The sequence below is a fragment of the Streptomyces sp. CB02414 genome (assembly GCF_001905385.1).
GTDB lineage: Bacteria > Actinomycetota > Actinomycetes > Streptomycetales > Streptomycetaceae > Streptomyces.
In genome coordinates this window covers 78,958-96,930 of sequence record NZ_LIPF01000007.1, presented here as the reverse complement: position 1 = coordinate 96,930, position 17,973 = coordinate 78,958, and the positions used below count along the sequence as shown (strand labels likewise).

The following is a 17,973-nucleotide window of genomic DNA, read 5'->3' as shown; positions in this document are numbered from 1 at the left end:
GCGATCACGGTGGCCCGCACGGATCTGCAGCACGTCACCCTGATCGGCTGCGGCCTGATCGGCACCTCCATCGCCCTGGCGCTCAACAGCGCCGGGGTGGACGTCTCGCTCGACGACGTCGACCCCGAAGCCGTGGCACGGGCCCGGGAGCTGGGCGCCGGGTCCGTCCTGCTGCCCGACTCCCCGCCGGCCGACCTCGTGGTGATCGCGACGGCACCCCACGCCGTGGTGGACGTGCTGTATGAAGCGCAGGCGTGCGGCCGGGGCCGGGCCTACACCGATGTCGCGCCCGGGAAGCAGCGCATCTGGGAGGAGGCCCAGATGCGCGGCTGCGACCTCTGGGGCTACCTCCCCGGGCGCCCGCTCGTACCGAGGCCGGCGGACCTGCCCGCCGGTCCCAGCGCGGACCACTTCGCCGGCCGGCCCTGGCTCCTCTTCCCGTACCCCTTGGTGGAACCGGACGCCCTCGACGCGGTGGACCGCCTGATCACCCTGTGCGGTGCCCAGCGCACCGACATGTCCCTTGAGGCAGAGCCCGTCGCCTGACCCGGCGAGGCACGTGCACCACTGCGGCGGCCGGGCCTGAGCACGACGAAAGATGCCCGCACCGTGTGACGGGCGTCACCGTTGATGCAGTGCCGCAGGCCGCCGTGCACTCCGGCGGCCTGCGGCGACCAGCACGGGTGGGGAGGCCAACCGTGGGACAGGTGCTCGATACTCCACCGGCACACGTCGACAGCGCGCCGGACGCGGACACGCCGGTTCCCGACCGGCCCGGCGGACGCACGGCCTGCCGCCCGAGGGCAGCTGCCGTATTCACCTACAGCCCGTCCGGAGCGCGCGAGTCCGCAGAAGCCCTCGTGCGGCTCCTGGTGTCGGCCGTCACCCAGCAGCCGGAACCGCTGCCCGGGGAGGAGCTCCCGGACGGGGCGTGCGGGCCCGGCTGCACCGCCCTCAGCGGACCGAGACACCACCGCGACGGCTGACGTCCGGCGAGGACCGGGGCCGGGGCGGGGGGCGGAGGCAGGCCCCGCCCCCCCCGGACATATCCCCGCCCCCGGACATGCCCCCGCCCCGTCCACCTGCCACCGCTCCCCGGCACACCACTGCCCCCCCCCGACATGCCACCGCACCGGCACCCCTACGGATGCCGGTGCGGCCGGGATCTTCGCGAGGTCGCCCCCTGTCCGCTGCTCCCCGGGTCAGCCGGACTGCGCGTTCATCAGGCGCAGCTGGGCGTACCCGCGGTTGGCCACGGTGGTGAGCAGCACGGCGGAACTCACGTGCGTGCGCCCGGTGGACAGGTCCCGCCAGACCCGTTCGAGGCGCTCCCCCTCCCGTGCGGACGTGCTGCCGGCCGTCGGCTGGATGATCTCGTCGACGGCCCGCCAGGCCAGCTGGGTGGCCTCCCGGCACAGCAGCGCGATCCGCACGTCCTCCTCCGCGGTGAACGCCTCGGGCGGCTGCTCGGACAGCTCGTGCCAGCGCCGCGCCGCGGCACCCACCAGGGCCTCGGCGGCGTCGATCATGCTGCTGGCCTGCCCGTACCAGAGCTGGTAGTCGGGGTCCTCGGCCCGGGGCGGGAACGGCGGCAGGATCGTCGTACGGGAGAACATCAGCTCGGTGTACGCGTCGAGCGCGCCCTGGCACATGCCGACCGCGATGTGTGCGCCCTCCAGCGCCATCGAGCTGGCCGGGGCACCGCCGTACTGCGGGTGGTCGTGCAGCGCGCGGCCCGGGGTGCCGCCGGTCACCGAGATCTCCTCGAAGTTGACCTCCAGGCCGAAGTGACCGGGGATGCGCCCGCCGGAGATCCGGATACTGTGCGAACCGCTGCCCTTGAGGCCGATCTGCCCGCCCCAGTCGTCGAGCATCTCCCACCGGTCGCGCGGCGCGATGAACAGCAGCCGGCGGGGCGGTTCCCCCTCGCCTCCGGCGATCACGGCGTTGCCGATCAGGTGGGTCGCGTACGGTGCGCCGGAGCAGTACTTCCACGTGCCGTTCAGGATCCAGGAGCCGTCCGCGGCCTGCTCGGCCGTCCCGAACGGCGCGTTGACGAGGGGCGCGATGAAGTCGCCGCCGCGGAAGATCTCGGCCTGCGCCTCCTCCTCGAACATGGTGGCGGCGAACAGCGAGTGCGCGGCGCCCAGGCAGTACATCCAGCCGGTCGACGGGCAGGCGCGGCAGAGGATCTTCACGACCTCCAGGAAGGTGTCGAAGCCGAACTCGAAGCCGCCGTAACGCCTGGGCACCGTGATGCGGTAGAGCCCCGCGTCCCGGAACGCCCGGTGGGTGTCCTCGGCGTAGTAGGTCCGCTCCTCGGTCTCGCGCTGGCGCAAGACCAGGGTGGCGGCCACGGCCCGGGCCCGCTCGATGAGCACGGCCGGGGTGACGTCGGCCTCGAACGGCGCGGCCGTGGCCTGCGCGGGGGTCTCGGTGAGGGTCATCGCGTCACGCCCCGATCGCCGCGTCGGGGGCGGCCGCCAGCTCGCCGACCACACCGAGGAATCCGGCGACCTGCTCGTCGACCTCGGCCCGGTCGAACAGGTGGCGGCTGAAGCTGAGCCCGCCGACCACCTCGGTGTTGCTGAGGTGCATCGACCAGATCATGCCGTCGGGGGTCTCGGACCCCATGGGCTGCGGCACGACCCGCCGCCAGATCGCCGAGTACTCCAGGTCGCCGACCTTCTCGGCCTGCATCGAGTACGGCGGCTGGACGGCCTGGAACAGGGTCGGTGCCGTGTCGGGGCCGACCGAGTTCATCAGCTCGGGCGCCACGGCGAGGACCTGCATCAGCGGCAGCTCGTGGGAGAAGGCACCGACGCACGCCGTCCTGGTGCGGGCGACGACCTCACGGAAGGTCCCGCAGCCGCTCACGTCCACACGCAGCGGCACGAAGTTGAAGAACGACCCGACCGTGGACCTGAAGCCGTGCCGGCGGCCCGGCGCGAAGGTGGGGACCACGAGGTCGGTCTGCCCGGTGCGCCGGTTCACGTACACGGCGAACGCCGCGAGCAGCACCATGAACGGGGAGCTGCGCGTCGCCCGGGCCAGCCGGGACACCTCCGCGCTCAGCTCGGCGTCGGTGGTGAAGCGGTGGTAACTCGTCGCCGGGCTCTCGCCGGTGCGGCGGGTCGGCGCCACCAGGACCCGGGCGCCGCGCAGGGTCTCACGCCAGTAGGCCTGGGCGGCGGCCACCGACGGCCCGGAGGCGTCCTCCTGCTGCGCCACGATGTAGTCGCGGTACTGGGTCGCCTCCGGCAGCCGCGGCTCGTCCCCGGCCGCGCGGGCCGCGTAGCACTGCGCCAGGTCCTGCATGATCACCTGGAGCGACCAGACGTCCGCGGCACTGTGGTGCGTGGCCAGCACCAGTACCGCGTCCTCGTCGTCGAAGCGGCCGAGCACCGCACGCAGCAGCGGCACCTCGTGGATCGGGAACGGCCGGGTCTCCGCCTCGATCATGAGCTCTTCGGCGCGCCGCTCGCGGTCCGGGCCCGGCGCCTCGTCCAGCTCGACGAGCAGCAGCTCGGGCTGCCCGGCGGGCACCACGCTCTGCGTGCCGCCGCCGTTGTCCAGGTGCAGCACCGTACGCAGCGCCTCGTGCCGCTCGACCACGTCGGCGAGCGCCAGGCGCAGCGCCGGTACGTTCACCCGGCCGTGCAGCCGCCACCCGCCGACCTCGACGTAGTGCGGCCCGAACGGCCCGGCCTCGTAGCCCTGGGCGAACAGGGCGAGGAATTGCTGCTGCAGTGAGAGCGGCGTGGTGGTCGGTGCCTGCTGAGCTTCCGGATAGGTGGTCATGCGCGATCTCTCCTCGGTGGAGGCTGAGAGCCTGTGTCTGACGCCGTCGTGGTGGAGGGCAGCGGGCACCGGGCGTCGTGCCGACGCCGGCGCGGTGGCCGCGCCCGATTGTCGGCAGCGCCGGAGGACTGCCGCATCTTCGTGGTTGCCGCCGATTCCGGCGCGCGGAGCCTGGGGCAGCACCCCCTCACCCCGACGCCACCCGCACTCCGGGCGGGCGACCGGGGGCCCGGGCACAGGCTTCTACGGGCGGTACGGGACGCTGCTCAGCCGGTGTGACGCGGACTGTTCTGGTAGGCGGCGAGCTGCCACCGGCCGTCCTGCTTCACGACCAGCCAGGAGGCGTGCACGGCCCGCTCCGGGGACGGCTCGTCCTGACCCGGCGTCAGGATGCCGCCGCGCGTGACCAGGATCCCCGCCTCCGCGCTGAGGAAGCGGATGTCGACGGGGGTGCCGGTGACGCGCGTGCCCTTGTACGGGCCGGCGAAGGCCGCCGCGGCGAAGGCGCGGATGGCGTCACGGCCCTTCTCGAAGAAGCCGGGAAGGATCAGGGTCCCGTCGGCGGTGAACACCTCGGCGAACGCGTCGGCGTCGTAGGACGCCCAGGCCTCGACGATGCGCTGGGGCACCGCGGCGACCGCGGCCTTGTCCGCGTCGGTGACCGCAACATCCGAGAGGGCGCTGTGGGTACTCATGTCTCCTCCATCGCAGGGTGGGAAGCAGGCGGGAAATCGCAGGGGCGACCGGGTGGTTCACACCGTCACACTCCGCGTGTGTCCCGGCATCTTGCGGATTGCGCAGACGGTGCCGCCGGCAGGGGGCTGACGCGGAGGGCCGGACGGAGGCGTTCAGGCGCCGAGCCGGAGCCGCTCGCCCTCCATCTGCGGCAGCCGCTGCGGCGCGTGGCCGTCGGCGCCGGCCTCCGACTCCACCTGCCGCGCGTACTCGTCGAGGAGCTGCCGGGCCTGGTCGTTCGCCCGGCTGAACCGCGCGGTCAGATCCTCGCCGCCGACCAGCACATCGTGCATGGCCTGCGTGCCCGCGCCCTGGACGGGCAGGAAGTTGCCCAGCACCGCCCCGCGCGTGGCAGGGGAGTCGGGACTCGTCCGGAGCTGGTCGATCGCGGCCCGGCAGTGCGGATTCCGGTCGAACCAGCCCTCCTCGGTGAGCAGGGCGATCGAGGACTCGGTGGTGGGGACGAACGTCCGCTCGTGGTCGTAGACGGCGGTCGCGTTGCGCGGGTTGTTCATGAACTGCAGGAAGGCCAGCGCGCCGTCGCGGGTCGCCTCGTCCAGCCCGGAGCGCAGCCAGAGCGACTCACCGGCGACGAGGTTCCCCGCGTACCCGGCCCGTTCGTTGTACGGCATCGCGCTGGCCTGCACGCGGAAACCCGCCTTGCGGGCCGCCCGCACGATGGGCCCGGCCTCGACGGAGGTGCTGACCAGCATCGCCGCGTCGCCGTCGGCGAACGCCTGCATGCAGCCCCACCAGTCCGACGACTTGCCGGTGTAGAGGTAGTGGCCCGCCCGGTACAGGTCCCGCCACCAGGTCGCGTAGGCCAGCATCTCGGGCGACAGGTAGTCGACCTTCCCGCTCCGGCCCGACCTGCCGTTGTCGTGGTCGCAGAACAGGCCGCCCTGCTGCGCCACGGACTGCTGGAAGAGCCAGCCGAAGTTGGGCCAGGTGATGCCGGCGCGGCGGGCGCCGTCCCGTCCGGCCAACGCGGCACACGCCGCCTCCACCTGCGCCCAGGTGCGCGGCGGTTCGGCGATCCCGGCGGCGTTCAGCGCGTCGATGTTGGAGAACAGCAGCACGGTGGAGGTGTTGCGCGGCATCGAGCTCAGGTCGCCGTCGAGCGTGAAGTACGCCCGCATGTTGGACACGACGTCGTCGAGGACCACGGGCTCGCCGAGGATCTCCGTCCGCCCGCCCACCGCCTCGGTCACCGAGGTGAACAGCGGCTGCCCGTCCCGGTCGCGTACGTCCTGTGCCTCCTGGACATAGGTGTACTGGTACGAGGCGAGGTGCGGCGCGTTCCCCGTACGGGCTGCCCGCGCCACCTCCCGGGGAAACCGCCCCACGTTGACGGCGTCGACGACGACCCGGTACCGCGGGTGCCTGCGGTTGAACTCCTCCGCCTGCCTCCGGATCGGGTCGACGAGCTGCTGCCACATCGGCCAGCGATTGAGCCAGACGTTGATCGTGAGCTTCTCGGCTGCTTGGTGCATCAGTCTGCCCATCTCAGGTCGGTACCGGCTTCCTGGGCCGTTCATGCTCCGCGCCGCCCTTGCCGGCCGCATCTCCCCGCGTGCTCCAGGCGCAGGCCCGCACCATGCGTCCGCGCCCCCGCCGCCCGGTACGCACGGCAAACAGCAGCTCGGAAGATGCGGCGCGGTGATCCCGGCTGCCATCGTCCTCACGACGCCGCCGTGACCCCGTCCTCAGGGCGCGCCCCGACTCAAGGAGAGCCGATGGAAACCGTCACCACGCTGTCGCGGACCGAACTGCTGCGGCGCGCAGCCGAGCTCGGCCCCGTACTGCGGTCCAACTCCCAGGCGTCGGAGCAGCGCAGGCAGCTCAACGCCGAGACACTCGAAGCGCTGGGCGGATCCGGTCTGCTGCGCATGCGGGTGCCGCGCAGTCATGGCGGCTACGAGTCCGACATGCGCACCGTCTCCGAAGTCCTCGCCGAGCTGGCGCGCGGCGACGGCTCCGCCGCCTGGACCGCTTCGGTGTGGATGATCAGCAGCTGGATGGTCGGCCTCTTCCCCGAGTCCGTCCGCGACGAGGTGTTCGCCGACCCGGACGTACGGATCAGCGGCATCCTCAGCCCCGGCGCCATGGCCGCCCCCGCCGACGGTGGCTACCTGGTCAACGGCAAGTGGTCGTTCAACACCGGTGCCCAGCACAGCACGTGGAACGTGAACGCCGCCGTCCGGCCCACCCCGGACGGGCAGCACGAGCCCGTCATGGTGCTGATGCCGATGAGCGACCTGAAGGTGATCGACGACTGGCACACCTCCGGCATGTGCGCCTCCGGCAGCGTCACGACCGTCGCCGAGAACGTCTTCGTACCGGCCGAGCGGGTGCTGCCGGTCGGCCCGGTGATCGGCGGTGCGCACCCGGGGCAGCAGAATCCCGAAGCGACCATGTGGCGGGCCCCGTTCATGCCGGTCGCCTGCGCCACCGTCGGCGCGGCCGCGTACGGCCTCGCGCTCGCCGCCCGGGACGCGTTCATGGAGCGGCTGCCCGGAGCCAAGATCACCTACACCGACTACACGGAACAGAGCGCCGCGCCGCTGACCCATCTGCAGCTGGCGCAGGCGGAGATCGCGATCGCGGAGGCCGGGTTCCACCTGCTGCGCACCGCCGACCTCATCGACACGAAGGCGTCGTCCGGCGAGCAGTGGAGCCTCGAAGAGCGCGCCCGTGCCCGGCTCGACCTGGGCGCCGTCTGCCTGCGGGCCAAGGAGGCCGTCGACGTGCTGGCCGGTGCCAGCGGCGGCTCCTCGCTGTACTCCAGCGCGCCCATCCAGCGCATCGAGCGCGACATCAAGGCGCTCAACCTGCACGCGATCATGCACCCCGACACCAACTTCGAACTGTACGGGCGCCTCGCCTGCGGCCTGCCGGCCAACACCCAGTACCTCTGATCCGTATTCCTCTGCACCCCTGTGAACCCGCCTGGAGGAGACATGAGCACCCAGCAGCAGTCGGCTCTCAGCAAGGAAGAAATCTCCCAGCGCGTCGCGGCGATCTGGACGGACGTCCTGGGCCCGGGCTCCGACCGGCCCGGCGCCACGTTCTTCGACCTCAACGGACAGTCCATCGCCGCCGTGCAGGTCGCCGCGGCCGTCGAGGAACAGCTCGGCCTCACCCTCGACATCGGCGACCTCTTCGAGGACCCGGACCTGGAGACCCTCACCCACGTCGTGCTCGCCCTGTCCGGCGGCTCGGCCGACTGAGTGCGGGGGCCGCGGAGGTGAGAACGAAACACGAACTGACCCACGTACGGCCGGATGCGGCCCTCGACGACGTGGTGGCGGTCCTGGAGCGCGACGGAGCGGTGGTCGTCGAGGGATTCACCGACCCGGCGACACTGGCCGGGCTCCAGGACGACCTCGGGCCCGGCCTGGAGGAGTCCGGCTACAGCGAGAGCGGTTACGACGGCCAGAAGACGAAGCGGCTGTCCAGTCTGTTCCAGCGGTCGATGCACATGTCACCAGTAGTGACCCAGCGTCACTTCCTGGGTGCGGCCCGGCAGTTGCTGCAGCAGCCGCAGCACATCTGGATCGGCAAGGTCCGGATGGAGGTGAAGCCGAGCATCCAGGTCAGCTTCACCCAGGCGATCCGCATCGACCCGGGCCAGGGCCGGCAGCCGCTGCACCGCGACGACGCGATGCATCTGTGGCGGCACCCGGGACCGCCGTGCCGGCTGCAGCTGATGCTCGCCATGAACGACTTCACCAGCGCCAACGGCGCGACCCTGGTCATCCCCGGCAGCCACCACTGGGACGACGAACGGGCCCCCACGTACGCCGAGACGGTACCGGCCGTGATGCCCGCCGGCTCCGCGCTGCTCTGGCAGGGCGGCGTCTACCACGGCGGCGGGGCCAACACCACCAACGCGCCGCGGTACAGCCTGTCCGTCGCCCTCGACCTGGGCAACCTGCGGCAGGAGGAGAACCAGTACCTCGCCGTCTCCCGGGAGACCGTGGCGACGCTGCCGGAAGAGGTGCAGCGGCTGCTCGGCTGGGACCGCTGCCCGCCCGGCCTCGGCCAGGTCGAGACGCAGGACCCGCACCTGCTCCTGGAACGGACCCAGCAAGAGCTCGCCGGCAGGCCACGGGGCGCGAACCCGCTGCAGTAGCGCCTCTGTCCGCAGCAGCCGGCAGGCGCGATCGGCGTGCGGTGCCGCAGGACGGGCGGCCCCGCACGCCGCGCGCGTGCCGGGGCGCGGACGGGCATGCCGGCCCCGGCTACCGGCCACAGCTGCGGCGGCCGCCGCACGCCACCCCCGTGCGCCGGCCTCCGGGACCACATGTGCACCGACCTTTGGGAGTAAGCGTGGACACAGACCCGCCCATCGCCATCGACCACCTCGGCAGCGACATCCACGGCGAGGCGGCCCGGATCCGGGAGCACGGACCGGTCGCCCCGGTCGAGCTGCCCGGCGGGGTGGCCGCCTACGCGGTGACCGGCTACCGGGCCGCCCGGCAGGTCCTGGCGGACCAGCGGTTCTCCAAGGACGCCCGCCTGCACTGGCCCGCCTACGCCGAGGGCTCCATCGGCGCGGATTTCCCGCTGCTGCCCTGGGCCCGGATGGAGAACATGTCCACCGCGCACGGCGAGCCGCACGCCCGGCAGCGCCGCCTCGTCGCGGGCGCGTTCAGCCCGCGGCGTGTGGCGGCCCTGCAGCCCCGCATCGAGGACGTCGTGACACGCGCACTGGACGCCCTTCAGGCCCGTACCGAACAGGACCCGGACGCGACGGCCGACCTGCGGGCCGACTTCGCGCGTCCGGTGGCGGCACAGGTGATCGGACAGCTCCTCGGCGCACGCCCGCAGGACCAGGACGGCATCCTGGCCCGCGCGGGATACACCCCGGCGAGCCCGCAGGAGATGCGGGCCGCGTTCCTGCGCGACCGGCAGGACGCCGAGGAACTCGTGGCGGCCAAGCGCCAGAACCCCGGCGAGGACCTCATCAGCGACCTGATCGCGGCGCAGGCCGGCGAGGGGCCCGCGGCGGACGAGGAGCTGGTCTCCCTGGTCCTGCTGATGCTGAACACCGGCACGGAACCGGCCAAGAACCTCATCACCAACACCGTCGCCGCCCTGCTGACCTGCCCCGGCCTGCTCGACGCCGTACGCGCGGGGCGGGTCTCCTGGGACGACGTGGTGGAGGAGACGCTGCGCACCGAAGCACCGGTGGCCATGATGCCCTTCCGGTTCCCGGTGGAGGACGTGACCGTCGAGGGCGAGAAGATCCCGCAGGGCTGCCCCGTACTGGTCAGCTTCGCGGCCCCGGGCCGCGATCCCGACCTGCACGGCGCCGACGCGCGGGAGTTCGACGCGCAGCGGGCGGACAAACGGCACCTTGCCTTCGGCCACGGCGCGCACCGGTGCGTCGGCCAGGCCCTGGCCCGCATGGAGGTCCGGATCGCCGTGCAGGCCCTGTTCGCGCGCTTCCCCGGCCTGCACCTCGGCACGGCACCGGAGGACCTCGCACCGCTGGGCACCTTCGTCATGAACGGCCACCGGTCGCTGCCGGTCCGGTTGACCGCCCGCCTCGCCCAGCACTGACCGCCCGCCGCACCCACGTCCTGGCCCCGACCCCGCCGCAGGAGACTCCATGCGCATCCTCATCCTGACGTGCCCGAGCAAGACCCACCTGTACGCGATGGTGCCGCTGGCCTGGGCCCTGCGGACCGCCGGGCACGAGGTGCACGTCGCCAGCCAGCCCGACGCCGCCAACTTCAGCGCCGACGACATCGCGCGCACCGGCCTGCCCGCCGTCGCGATCGGCGACGACCTCGACGTGAGCGCCACGATGGCGGCCGTGATGGAGGCGGCGGAGCCACCGCCCCCCACGGCCCACGCCCCGGCCGGGCCGCGCCGCAGAGCGACGCAGAGCGAGTACGCCGCCGAGGACCCCTACGGCGAACTCGACGGACTGGCCACGCAGCACTTCCCGTTCTTCAACTCGCCCTCGGTGATCGACGGCGCGGTCCGCTACGCCCGCCGGTGGCGGCCCGACCTGGTGATCTGGGACGCGATGACCATGGCCTACGCCGGCCCGGCCGCCGCGCAGGCGGCCGGCGCCGCGCACGCCCGCTTCGTGTTCGGCCCGGACTCGCTGGCCCAGCTGCGGGCCGCCACACCGGACCGGGACCCGCTGCGGGAGGTCGTACGGCCCCTCCTCGACCGGTACGGGCTGGCCTACGACGAGCACACCCTGACGGGACACTGGTCGATCAACGCCACCCCGCCGTGGACCTGGCAGCCGCCCGGCACGCACTACCTCTGGACACGGCCCACCCCGTTCAACGGGCCGTCGGCGGTGCCGGACTGGGTACTCGACACGCCCGCACGCCGACGTGTCTGCCTCACCCTGGGCCTCAGCTTCCGCGAACTCGACGCCGGTGCGCCGGCCGGTGAGCTGCTCGGAGCGGTCGCCGACCTGGACGCCGAGGTGGTCATCACACTCGGCCGGGAGCAGATCGCGGCGCTGCCGACACTGCCCGACAACGTGCGCGCCGTCGAGTTTGTGCCGCTGGCGGCGCTGCTGCCGACCTGCTCGGCGGTGGTCCACCACGGCGGCTACGGCACGTTCATCACGGCGCTGCAGCACGGCGTGCCGCAGCTCGTGGTGCCCGGCAAGTTCGGCAACGACAAGTTCTGGGGCCCGCTGGCCCACCTCGACATCCTGGAGCAGCAGGGCGCCGGCCTCTACGTGAGCGACCCGGACCGGCTGACCCCCCACGCGCTGCGCGACCAGCTGCTCCGGGTGCTGAAGGACCCGGAGTTCGGCCACAACGCGGCCCGTCTGCGCGCGCGGCTGAACGAGCTGCCCACACCGAACGAGACCGTCCCGGCCATCGAACGGCTCACGGCGCAGCACCGGCCTTGAACATCCGGGGCGGCGCACACGCATCGCGCGCCGCCCGGTCGGGCAACGGGGAAGATGCCGCCGGTCCACGGGAATGACGAGCATGAATCGAGTGGTGCCACGGCAAAAACCGTGGCAGAACCCCGAGGAGACACCATGACAACCAGTGATCTCGACCGCGTGGCGTCCGCCTCGGACGACGCGATGCGTAAGGAGTGGATCGCGCTGGCGGCGGAGGTGCTGGGGTGTCCGGTCAGCACGGTCGAGGAGCGCGCCGGGACGGCGTCCTTCATCGACATGGGCGGCACCTCGCTGCGCGCGGCCGACTTCGTGGCCCGGGTGGAGCGGCGGCTCGGCATCTCCCCGCCGGTCCGCGCGATGCGCGGCTCGGTGCCCCTCGCCAAGGCCATGGCACAGGCCGGTGAGTTCCGGCCCGTACCGGCGCCCGCCGCGACCACCGAGGTGGACCGGCCGCTGCTGACCAGCCAGGACGGCATGCTGATGGCCGAGGACCAGATCGACGGCCGTCCGGTGCGCGTGCTGTTCACGGCCGAGAGCGCCACCCCCTTCGACCCGGAACGGCTGCGCACGACGCTGGCCGCGCTGACCCGCAGCCACGAGGCGCTCCGCACCGCCTTCACCCGTACCGACGACGGCTTCGCACGCCGTGTGCTGCCGCACTGGGAGCCGCGGCTGATCGAGCAGCGGCTCGCCCCGCCGCCCGGCGGCAACGCGGTGAACATCGTGCACCACCAGCTGTCCGCGGCGCCGGGGCTGCTGCAGCCGTTCAGCGAGCCGCCCGTCGTGTTCGTGCACACCCGCGTCGAGGACGGCCCGGACCTGCTGAGCATCCTGCTGCACCACGCCCTCCTCGACGGGTGGGCGCTGAGCCGGTTCTGGCACGCCTTCGCCCGCGCGTACAGCACAGGTACCGCCGAGCCGGGCCTCTCGCCCGAGCTGATCCTGGCCCGGGACCGGGAGATCGCCGGGAACGGCCGGCTCGCCGAGCTGACCCGGCTCGCGGCCGAGGACCTCGCCGGACTGCCCGAGACCGTCCCGCTGCCCGTCGACCGAGCGCGGCCCGAGCCCCCGGACGTCAACGGCGTGCACCTGCCGTTCGGCCTCAGCGCCGGGCTGCGGGACCGGGTCATGACCACCGCACGGCAGCTCGGCGTGACCCACACCGTCATCGTGTTCAGCGCCTGGGCCCTGGCCATGGGCCGGCGGGCCGGGCTGCAGGACCTCGCCATCGGCGTCGCGATGTCCGGCCGCGAGACCGCCCAGCTGCACGACGTACTCGGACTGTGCGTCCGTATCGTGCCCGTGCGCTTCCAGATCGACGAGGACCGCACCGTCGCCGAGCAGCTGCGGGCCTGCGCCGCCAGCTGGGCGGCCGCCACCGAGCGGGCCGAACTCCCGCTCGACAAGGTCATCTCGGCCCTGGGCCAGGACCACGTCACCGACCGGCTGCCGGTCATCCAGGGCGTGTTCGAGGCGCACGACGAGCTGATGCCCGACCGGCTGCAGGAGTGCGGCCTCGACCTGCCGCTGCACGAGGGCTACACCGGCTCCTCCATGATGGAGACCACCCTGTTCCTGACCAGCTGGGCCGAGCGGCCCGCGCTGCAACTGGAGTACCAGCCGGGCGTGTTCACCCCGGACGAGGCGCACGCGCTGATCGACGGATTCGTCGCGGCCCTGGAGGAGCTCGTCGCGGACGTGGACGCACCCGTCTCGTCGGTCAGCGCCGTCGCGCCGGGACAGCGGGAGTGGCTCCGAAAGCTCGCCGACGCGCCCGCCGCCGACTGCGAGACCGGGCTGTGGCAGCTCTTCGAGGAGACCGCCGAGCGGTACCCGGACGAGGTCGCCGTCGAGGACCTGACGTACGACGAACTCCTCGCCGCCGTCCGCACCCAGGCCGCCGCCCTCACCGACGTCCGCCCCGGCGACCGCGTCGTCGTGGCCCTGCCGCGCGGCACCGCCGAGGTCGTCGCCGTGCTCGCCGTGCTGCACCGGGGCGCGACGTACGTGGCGGTGGACCAGGCCGCGCCGCCCGACTGGCTGGAGAAGATCCTCAGGCAGGTCTCGCCCGTCGCCGTGATCGGCTCGCCCGAGGTGGCCGGGCTGGCCGGCCGCCCGGCCCTCGCGCCCTGGAACCCGGCCACCCCGCTGGAGCCCGGACCGGAGCCGGCACCGGCCGACCCGGGCCGCACCGCGTACATCGCGTTCACGTCCGGTTCCAGCGGCCGCCCCAAGGGCGTGCCCGTGCCGCACCGCGCGGTCGTACGCCTGGTGCGTGACGTCAGCTATGTACGGACCGGGCCCGGCGAACGCTTCTCGCGCACCGCGCCGCTGGCCTTCGACGCCTCCACCCTGGAGCTGTTCGCGCCGCTGCTGTCCGGCGCGAGTCTGCAGATCTTCCCGGACGGCCCGGTCACCGTGACCGAGCTGGGCCGGTTCCTGGCCGAGCGCCGGGTGAGCGTGGCGTGGATGACCACCGGCCTGTTCCGGCTCATGGCCGACCACCGGCCCGAGGCCTTCGCGGACGTGCGCCAGGTCCTCACCGGCGGCGAGGTCACTCCGCCGGAGCAGGTGCGGCGACTGCTCGAACGGTACGAGGGACTGCGGATCAGCCTCGCCTACGGCCCGACCGAGTGCACCACCTTCACCACGATCCACCACTTCGACGCGGCGGCCGAGGTGAGCGACCCGCTGCCGATCGGCAGGCCCGTCCCCGGCACGCGGGTCTTCGTCCTCGACGACGGCGGCCGCCTGGTGCCGCCGGGCGCGGTCGGTGAACTCTGCGTCGGCGGCACCGCCCTCGCCGACGGCTACCTCGGCCTTCCCGACGAGACCGCCCAGGCGTTCGGCGGGCGGGACCCCGAGACCGGCGAGCGGCTCTACCGCACCGGGGACCTGGTGCGCTGGGACACCCGCGGCCGCCTGATGTTCGTCGGCCGCCTCGACCGGCAGCTGAAGGTACGCGGATTCCGGGTCGAGCCGGAGGCGGTCGCGCGGCGGCTGCGCGAGCACCCGGGGGTCCGGGACGCCGTCGTCGTCGGCGAGGGCAAGGTCGCCGACCAGCGGCTGATCGCCGGAGTCATCGCCGAGGGAAGGGCCCCGTCCCCGGCCGAGCTGCGCGACTGGGTCGGCCAGACGCTGCCGTCGTGGGCCGTACCGGAACTGTGGTCCTTCGTCGGCGCCTTCCCGCTGACACGCAACGCGAAAGTCGACCTGAAGGCCCTGGCCGCGCACGCGACCGCCTAGACCGTGGCTTCCGGACCACACCGGGGCCGAACGGGGGTCCGGCACGCAGACCCTGGAAAGGAGCGGGAATTGACCGTCCAATCCGTAGCGGGCGACGCCGAGATCGAGGCCGTCGCCACCACGCATCCGCAGGTCGAGCGGGCGGTCGTGTCCGACGGCGTCATCCAGGTGATGCCGGCGGACACGGCACCGCAGACCGAGTTCGTCGCGCAATGGCGGCGGCTCTACGACGATCTGTACGCCGGTGACGCCGACGACTCCGGGACCGCCTCCTTTGACGGCCGCCCCGACGGCGGTGCCGCTTCCGCCGGGGGCCCCATGTCCGACTTCAGCGGCTGGACCAGCAGCTACACCGGCGAACTGATCCCCGCCGAACAGATGGAGGAGTGGCGGGCCGCCACGGTCGAACGGATCCGCGGCCTGCGCCCGTCCCGGGTCCTGGAGATCGGCGTCGGCTCGGGACTGCTGCTCTGGCATCTGGCCCCCGACTGCGCCGAGTACCGGGCCACCGACTTCTCGCCCGTCACCATCGCGAACCTGCGGTCGCGGCTGAAGAGTTCCGGCGTGCCCTGGGCGAGCCGGGTGCACCTGCGCGCCGCCGAGGCCGTCGAGACCGACCGGTTCCCCGAGGGCTACTTCGACACGGTGATCATCAACTCGGTGACGATGCACTTCCCGGGCCACGGGTACATGCGCCGCGTCGTCGAGCAGGCGCTGCGGGTGCTGGCACCGGGCGGCCGGCTGTTCATCGGCGACAACCGCGACCTGAGCCTCCTCCCGGAGTTCGTCACCGAGATCCAGCGCACGCAGCACCCGTCGGCCGCGCCGGCCGAACTCCGCGACCGCGTGGACCAGGCCGTCGCGGGCCACGAGTGGCTGCTGCTGGCACCGGAGTACTTCGTCGCGACCGCCCGGGAACTCCCCGACGTCGCCGGCGTCGACATCCAGCTGAAACGCGGCTCGCAGGTCAACGAGCTGACCAGCTTCCGCTTCGACGTGGTGCTGCACAAGGGGCCCGCACCGGTCCGCTCGCTCACCGGCGTACCCCGGCTGCCCTTCGCGGGCCGGCCGGAACTCACCGCCGAACTGGTGCGCAGGCCGGGGGAGGACCTGCGGGTGACAGGCATCCCGAACCGCGCGCTGCTCCGCCTGCTCGCCTCGGCGGCGGCGGTCCGGCGCGGCGAGGAGCCGCCACCCGCCCAGGAGGAAGCGGGCCTGCTGCCCGAAGACCTGCATCTGCTCGCGGAACAGCTCGGCCGCAGGGTCGTAGTGACCGGGTCGGCGCAGCCCGGCGAGATGGACGCGGTCTTCCTGAGCGCGCCGGAGGAGGAGCCGCTGACCGATCTCTACGAGCCGCGCGAACCGCTCGAACCGGCGTCCCACCACGTGAATTACCCGCAGGCGGCCGAGCTGGCGGAGCACGTACGCCGCTTCGTCGCCGAACGGCTGCCGGGGTCGGACGTCCCGGCCGTCGAGATCGTCAACGCCCTTCCCCAGCCGACCGACGGATTGCGCAATCTGGAAGAACTGAACGGCTCCCGATCGTGACAACTTGGCTTCCTTGAAGGAGACCTGTTCCCAGATCCACCGGATGCTCGGGAAGAACCAGGAGGGATACCTGATGCAACCCACTGACGACACGGCCCCGGCCGTGAAGGCAGGTAGGCGCGAGTGGTTGGGGCTGGCGGTGCTGGCCCTTCCCGCACTGTTGCTGTCCGTGGATGCCAGCGTGCTCTTCCTGGCGCTCCCGCAACTGAGCGCGGATCTGGGCGCCACCGGCGTCGAACAGCTCTGGATCATCGACGTGTACGGGTTCCTCATCGGAGGCTTCCTGATCACGATGGGCGGCCTCGGCGACCGGACCGGCCGCCGCAGGCTGCTGCTCATCGGCGCGGCCGTCTTCGGTCTCATGTCCGTCCTCGCGGCGTACTCGACCAGCCCCGAGATGCTGATCGCGGCACGGGCCCTGATGGGTATCGCCGGTGCCACCGTGATGCCGTCGGCGCTGGCCCTCATCAGCAACATGTTCCCGGACCCCAAGCAGATGGGTCTGGCCATCGCGGTCTTCATCGGCTGCTTCATGGGCGGCGCGGCGATCGGCCCGGCGGTCGGCGGCGCCATGCTGACCAACTTCTGGTGGGGCTCGGTCTTCCTCATCAACGTCCCGGTGATGCTGCTGATCGTGCTGGCCGGCCCGGCGCTGCTGCCGGAGTACCGCAGCGGTGAGCGCGGCGGCATCGACCTGATCAGCGCAGTGCTCTCGCTCGGCGCGATCCTGCCGGTCATCTACGGCCTCAAGGAGCTGGCCCGCAACGGCTGGGCCCCGCTGCCCGCGCTCGTGCTGGTGGCCGGCCTGGTGATCGGGTACCTGTTCATCCGGCGGCAGAAGAGCCAGGACAACCCGCTGCTGGACCTGAAGCTGTTCAAGCACCGAGCCTTCACCGGCGCCCTCATGATCATGCTGCTCGGCTCGGTGATGATGTCCGGCCTGGCGCTGTTCTTCACGCTGTTCCTGCAGTCCGTCCGCGGTCTGTCCGCCCTGCAGACCGGCCTGTGGATGGTGATCTCCGCGGTGGCGCTGGTGGCCGGCTCGATGGGCTCGCCGTCCCTGGCGCAGAAGCGCCGCCCCGGCATCGTGATCGCCGTCAGCCTCGGCATCTCGATGGTCGGCTTCCTGCTGATGACGCAGGCGGACCGGACCAGTTCGCTGGCCCTGCCGATCATCGCCGTCGCGATGGTGTCGCTGGGTGCCGGTGGCTTCGCGTCGCTCTCCACCGGCCTCCTGGTCGGCGCGGTGCCGCCGGAGCGGGCGGGTTCGGCGTCGTCGGTCTCGGAGATGAGCGGCGAACTCGGCGGCGCGCTGGGCGTGGCACTGATCGGCACGCTCGGTACGACCGTCTACCGGAGCCTCCTCGACGTGCCGTCGGGTGTGCCGGAAGGGGCGGCCGAGGGGGCCCGGGAGAACATCACGGGTGCCGTCGCCTCGGCGGCCGAACTTTCGGGCCCCGCCGGCGCAGCCCTGCTCGAGGCCGCACGGGACGCCTTCACAACGGCCCTGCGCAGCGTCGGGGTGGTCTCCGCGGTCATCGCCGCCGCCCTGGTGGTCGTGGCCCTCACGGTGCTCCGCCAGTTCCCGCCGACGGGCGAGGCGGCCGAGGGCGGCGCCACCCCCGAAGGGGACGCCGCGGCCCAGACGGACGCGGGCAAGGACGCCGGCACGGACACGGACGCCGGTACGGACGCCGGTGGGGCCGAGGGTCCCGGAGAGACACGGGAGCCGGCCGCCACGGTCTGAC

At 72.7% G+C, this 17,973-nt stretch carries 13 protein-coding genes; 9 read left to right on the top strand and 4 right to left on the bottom strand.

The window, feature by feature from the left end; translation table 11 throughout:
- Nucleotides 1–9: 9 nt before the first annotated feature.
- On the top strand, nt 10–546 hold the full coding sequence (locus tag AMK11_RS22810) for a prephenate dehydrogenase/arogenate dehydrogenase family protein (RefSeq protein ID WP_158070990.1): 537 nt from the start codon (nt 10–12) through the stop codon (nt 544–546).
- 656 nt (nt 547–1,202) lie between these two features.
- Here the strand turns inward: AMK11_RS22810 and AMK11_RS22805 are convergent.
- The 4 genes from AMK11_RS22805 to AMK11_RS22790 all read right to left on the bottom strand — a co-directional run bounded on the left by AMK11_RS22805 (nt 1,203) and on the right by AMK11_RS22790 (nt 6,029).
- Nucleotides 1,203–2,447 carry an acyl-CoA dehydrogenase family protein gene (locus AMK11_RS22805; protein WP_073730305.1) on the bottom strand — a complete coding sequence of 415 codons (1,245 nt, stop codon included), beginning with the start codon at nt 2,445–2,447 and terminating at the stop codon, nt 1,203–1,205.
- A gap of 4 nt (nt 2,448–2,451) precedes the next feature.
- Nucleotides 2,452–3,801, bottom strand: coding sequence for a condensation domain-containing protein (locus AMK11_RS22800; protein WP_073729891.1), 1,350 nt, complete (start codon nt 3,799–3,801; stop codon nt 2,452–2,454).
- A gap of 266 nt (nt 3,802–4,067) precedes the next feature.
- A complete protein-coding gene (locus AMK11_RS22795) occupies nt 4,068–4,496 on the bottom strand; it encodes an SgcJ/EcaC family oxidoreductase (protein WP_073729890.1) in 429 nt (142 codons plus the stop codon).
- 153 nt (nt 4,497–4,649) lie between these two features.
- Complete coding sequence (locus AMK11_RS22790) at nt 4,650–6,029, bottom strand: extracellular solute-binding protein (protein ID WP_073730304.1); 1,380 nt, start codon at nt 6,027–6,029, stop codon at nt 4,650–4,652.
- Between the two features lie 243 nt (nt 6,030–6,272).
- Here AMK11_RS22790 and AMK11_RS22785 point away from each other — a divergent pair, with 243 nt between their 5' ends.
- From AMK11_RS22785 to AMK11_RS22750, 8 genes are all read left to right on the top strand, one after another.
- The gene (locus AMK11_RS22785) at nt 6,273–7,454 is read left to right on the top strand and encodes an acyl-CoA dehydrogenase family protein (RefSeq protein WP_073729889.1); all 1,182 of its coding nucleotides are present in this window, start codon (nt 6,273–6,275) and stop codon (nt 7,452–7,454) included.
- Nucleotides 7,455–7,496: 42 nt separating this feature from the next.
- Entirely contained in the window at nt 7,497–7,766 is a 270-nt protein-coding gene (locus tag AMK11_RS22780; protein WP_073729888.1) for a phosphopantetheine-binding protein, read from the top strand.
- A 17-nt stretch (nt 7,767–7,783) separates the two neighbouring features.
- A complete protein-coding gene (locus AMK11_RS22775) occupies nt 7,784–8,671 on the top strand; it encodes a phytanoyl-CoA dioxygenase family protein (protein WP_073729887.1) in 888 nt (295 codons plus the stop codon).
- 197 nt (nt 8,672–8,868) lie between these two features.
- Nucleotides 8,869–10,104 carry a cytochrome P450 family protein gene (locus tag AMK11_RS22770; protein WP_073729886.1) on the top strand — a complete coding sequence of 412 codons (1,236 nt, stop codon included), beginning with the start codon at nt 8,869–8,871 and terminating at the stop codon, nt 10,102–10,104.
- Nucleotides 10,105–10,153: 49 nt separating this feature from the next.
- Nucleotides 10,154–11,431 (top strand): nucleotide disphospho-sugar-binding domain-containing protein, encoded by a 1,278-nt coding sequence (locus AMK11_RS22765; RefSeq protein WP_073729885.1) that lies wholly within the window; start codon nt 10,154–10,156, stop codon nt 11,429–11,431.
- A 135-nt stretch (nt 11,432–11,566) separates the two neighbouring features.
- Nucleotides 11,567–14,677, top strand: a complete 3,111-nt coding sequence (locus AMK11_RS22760) for a non-ribosomal peptide synthetase (RefSeq protein WP_073729884.1) — start codon at nt 11,567–11,569, stop codon at nt 14,675–14,677.
- Nucleotides 14,678–14,746: 69 nt separating this feature from the next.
- Entirely contained in the window at nt 14,747–16,225 is a 1,479-nt protein-coding gene (locus AMK11_RS22755; protein ID WP_073729883.1) for a class I SAM-dependent methyltransferase, read from the top strand.
- A 73-nt stretch (nt 16,226–16,298) separates the two neighbouring features.
- Entirely contained in the window at nt 16,299–17,972 is a 1,674-nt protein-coding gene (locus tag AMK11_RS22750) for an MFS transporter (RefSeq protein WP_079187678.1), read from the top strand.
- Nucleotide 17,973: the final 1 nt, after the last annotated feature.

What these genes read in the sequence shown, in the direction of transcription:
- AMK11_RS22805 (WP_073730305.1), bottom strand. Translation starts at nt 2,447, where the DNA reads ATGACCCTCACCGAGACCCCCGCGCAGGCCACGGCCGCGCCGTTCGAG.
- AMK11_RS22800 (WP_073729891.1), bottom strand. Translation starts at nt 3,801, where the DNA reads ATGACCACCTATCCGGAAGCTCAGCAGGCACCGACCACCACGCCGCTC.
- AMK11_RS22795 (WP_073729890.1), bottom strand. Translation starts at nt 4,496, where the DNA reads ATGAGTACCCACAGCGCCCTCTCGGATGTTGCGGTCACCGACGCGGAC.
- AMK11_RS22790 (WP_073730304.1), bottom strand. Translation starts at nt 6,029, where the DNA reads ATGCACCAAGCAGCCGAGAAGCTCACGATCAACGTCTGGCTCAATCGC.
- AMK11_RS22785 (WP_073729889.1), top strand. Translation starts at nt 6,273, where the DNA reads ATGGAAACCGTCACCACGCTGTCGCGGACCGAACTGCTGCGGCGCGCA.
- AMK11_RS22780 (WP_073729888.1), top strand. Translation starts at nt 7,497, where the DNA reads ATGAGCACCCAGCAGCAGTCGGCTCTCAGCAAGGAAGAAATCTCCCAG.
- AMK11_RS22765 (WP_073729885.1), top strand. Translation starts at nt 10,154, where the DNA reads ATGCGCATCCTCATCCTGACGTGCCCGAGCAAGACCCACCTGTACGCG.
- AMK11_RS22760 (WP_073729884.1), top strand. Translation starts at nt 11,567, where the DNA reads ATGACAACCAGTGATCTCGACCGCGTGGCGTCCGCCTCGGACGACGCG.
- AMK11_RS22750 (WP_079187678.1), top strand. Translation starts at nt 16,299, where the DNA reads ATGCAACCCACTGACGACACGGCCCCGGCCGTGAAGGCAGGTAGGCGC.